We start from the raw sequence: 2,823 nt of genomic DNA on the forward strand, positions 1-2,823 counted from the left end.
AATGATAAATTACTTTATATAATTCTGATATTCAAGAAGTTCGTGAAGAATTTCACATCTCACGAATTAAAGAAAGGTGGAAAATATGATATACGGTTACTGTAGTATTAACACAAGAAAACAGTCGATGGAACGACAGATAAAAAATATGAAGGAATCTTTCCCAGATGCTGTAATCATCAGCGAAGATAATACAGAATCGTTATCTGCCTATAGTGAATGGAATAAGCTGTTCAGTAAACTCGGAAAAAAAGACGTTATCATCTTTGACAGTGTTAGCAGAATGAGCAGAAATGCTGCTGAGGCTTTTTCTCTTTATAAAGAACTTGTTTACAGGAATATTAAGATAATCTTTCTCAGAGAAAGACATATAGATACCGAAGCATACTGGGAAGCTCTTAATGGTGTTATTCCACTTTCTTTCCTGTCAGAAGAACAAACAGCTAACAAACCTTCAAAGGATGTTATGTCAGCTATTGATCACTTCATAATGAATAAGATCGAACAGGACATTTACAAAGCATTTGAACAGTACGAAAAGGCAAAAAAGGACTTTAGTCGCCGTACCCGTGATGGTATCGAGGTAGCCCGTAACAATGGCAAGCAGATAGGTACTGTTAAGGGGGCTGTTCATGAAACGAAGAAAAGCAAAACTGTAAAGCCCCTTATTATCCGTTATTGCAAGGAGTTTGAGGGCACGCTTTCTGATAAGGAGTGCATGAAGCTTATAGGATTGTCAAATAATACTTATTACAAGTACAAGAGGGAGTTGAGAAACCAAAAATAAAATAATTTGGGGCTTAAAGTGCAATTTTCAACAATCACTGACATTGATGCAACAAGAATAATAGAAACACTTGTATTTCATAAGCCGTCTTTAGACATTAATTGAAAAGACAGAAATATATTAAGAAAGGCACGATGTTAAATGCTGAGAATTGAAGATTACTATACCAACGCCCTTTCTGCGGGGATAACCACATTGCTTGATAAGCCTGAGATAGTAAACAGGCTTATGAATATATTCTACATGAATTTCAAGGGTTATGACTACAACCGTATGAAAATTGAAGTATCTCCCGTGAGGGAAGAACTTGAAGAATACAAAAACATGAGTCTTACTATTCTTGATCAGATACGTACGATTCGTGTTTACTATGAAGGTCATCAGCTTGCTTTGAAACGTATCCTTAATGATATCAATCATAACACACACCTTAACACAAAGGTATACAGCCCGGTTGTTGGATGTCAGATAAACTGTCCATATTGTTTCAGCAGAAAGGTCTTTGATCATTTTGAAGTTACCGACAACTTCAGAAAGCCTGAATTTCGTGGCCCTTATAAATTGATAAAGGACGCTCAAGGAAATGATATTCCTGAGCTTTTCAATATTGAGAGCGAGACCCCAATAGATTGGTTCCTGACCTATATGTCTGACTTCGGCTGCTGGAATCCTGAATGGCAGGAAAATGTACTTAAACAGATAATCGCTGCGAATGGTCTAAAACGAAGGAATGGCAAGTGTACCGATACCTTCCAGCTTGTAACAAAACGTCCTAAGGGTATCGACCTAAGCTCTATTCAGGAAGATACAAATATCAGGAACGTGGTCATATCCTGTACAGTTGATAAAAATAGTGTTACCGGTCGTATTCCTGAGCTTATCGAAAAAATAAAAAAGCACTGTGTCACAGCATGTGTTGTATATCAGCCTGTGCTTGAACATATCGAACCTGTTTATCTTGATGAACTTGTAAAAACCTTCGGTAAGGAAAACAGCTGGGTAGTCATCGGTAGCGAAATAGGGGAGAACGCAGTACCTCTGGAATTTGATTGGATAAAGGATATCATTGATAAGTGCATCGAACTGGAAATTCCTATCAAGATGGAATATGACATAAAACAGCTCGTCGAGGAAAACGGATATACCTTTCTGGTACAAGAACCTAAGACGATGCAGGAAACTAGAGCTGTCAGAAACAGATATTTTGCTATGAAAGCTGCTGAAACATCTGAAAAATACGATAAGAAGGTAGAAGAGCTTAACAGAAAACTGAAGAAATGTCCAAGTAGTGATAAGCTCAGTATTGCGGATAGTATTATGTTCGGTAGCGTGGATATTACTGTGGAGAATTCAAAACGCCTTCTTGAAAAGTCTCCGGATTTCGATATTATTCTAACAGCAGAATCAAAAGGTATTCCTTTGGCTTATGAAATGTCAAGACAGAGCGGAAAAGTATATATAGTTGCACGAAAGTTAGTAAATCAGATTGCCTCCGTGAGCGAAAGGGCGAAGGAATTCTATCTTGATGTTGATGATACAGAGCTCATCAGAGACAAACGTGTGCTGATAGTGGATGATATAGTCAGTACAGGTGAATCTCTTAAAGCTCTAAATGCTCTTGTAGAAAAGTCATCTGGAATTACTGCCGCAAAAGTAGCTGTACTCGCCGAAAGCGGAATAGCAAAGCGTGATAGCATCATCTTTCTTGAACAGCTTTCGGTTTAATTTACACTTTTCAAAATGTGATACCTGATATCGATGTATTGCATTAACGTAATCAGAATTAAAAAAACTAAAAAGGATGTAAAAAAAAATGAATAAAAGAAAAAAACTGGTTTCTGTAGGAATTATAATTGCAATAGTAGCTGCTTTAATTTTATGTATATATTTTTGGGTAGATTTGCTGTCATAACCGCTCGTAGTAAGCAAATGAAGAGTTATATGAGCAGGGAAGAGTAAAAGCAATACTGTTCCACACAAGTATTCCATACGAAAAAAGGCTATAAAACATAACAGGCAGATACTTCTAACGATGT

The 2,823-nt window shown here is 36.9% G+C and carries 2 protein-coding genes; both read left to right on the top strand.

Going from position 1 to position 2,823, the window contains the following annotated elements; all coding sequences use genetic code 11:
* Nucleotides 1-85: 85 nt before the first annotated feature.
* On the top strand, nucleotides 86-787 hold the full coding sequence (locus J6U00_RS00330; RefSeq protein WP_296577447.1) for a recombinase family protein: 702 nt from the start codon (nucleotides 86-88) through the stop codon (nucleotides 785-787).
* A gap of 141 nt (nucleotides 788-928) precedes the next feature.
* Entirely contained in the window at nucleotides 929-2,512 is a 1,584-nt protein-coding gene (locus J6U00_RS00335; RefSeq protein ID WP_296577449.1) for a DUF5131 family protein, read from the top strand.
* Nucleotides 2,513-2,823 lie beyond the last annotated feature (311 nt).

Origin of the sequence: Ruminococcus sp. (assembly GCF_017650195.1) — a bacterium.
Taxonomy (GTDB): Bacteria; Bacillota; Clostridia; order Oscillospirales; family Ruminococcaceae; genus Ruminococcus.